At 64.5% G+C, this 612-nt stretch carries 1 protein-coding gene; it reads left to right on the forward strand.

Annotation, left to right across the window (positions count from 1 at the left end):
* Nucleotides 1-196 precede the first annotated feature (196 nt).
* The coding region (locus tag A9976_RS01335) for an ABC transporter permease subunit (RefSeq protein WP_183017485.1) at nt 197-612 on the forward strand (416 nt) is incomplete at its 3' end.

Below are 612 nucleotides of genomic sequence, written 5' to 3' on the forward strand. Positions count from 1 at the left end.
CTGCACCTTCACCACATTGCGCAAACCCTATATGGAAGTGGAGCTCCTGCCCGAGGAAGCGGCCTGCCGCTAGCCGGATATGCGCCCCCCGCAAGGGCCGCCCGCCACCGGGCCGGCGGGCCCGGCGGCAAGTTTCATACGCTTGCCTGGGCTGCGCAAAGCGCCTTTCAATGTGAACAGGCTATAGGAATACCTCATGCCTTCGATGGGTTTCGTGCAGCAACTCGCGACCGGCGCGATGATGACGATCCAGGTCGCCGTCTGTGCCTATCTGCTGGCGCTCGCGATCGGGACGTTTTTTGCCCTGATCACGCTACGGCCGACACTGCTGGCCAGGATCATCTGGATCCCGTATGCCTCCATCTTCACCGGCGTGCCTTCGCTGCTGGTGGGATTCCTGTTCTATTACGGCGGCTCACAGATCGTCGCCGGCCTGCTCTCGCCGTTCGGCATCGGCCAGCGCATCGAGATCACGCCTTTCATGGCGGCGGTCGCGGCTCTGGGCATGGTGTACGGCGCCTATCTGGCCGACCTGATACGCAGCGCGATCCAGAACGTGCCCCACGGACAGTTCGAGGCCGCGCGCGTGCTGCTGGTGCCGCGCCGCGCCAT

This window comes from Delftia sp. UME58 (assembly GCF_014170385.1).
GTDB classification, from domain to species: Bacteria; Pseudomonadota; Gammaproteobacteria; order Burkholderiales; family Burkholderiaceae_C; genus Comamonas; species Comamonas acidovorans.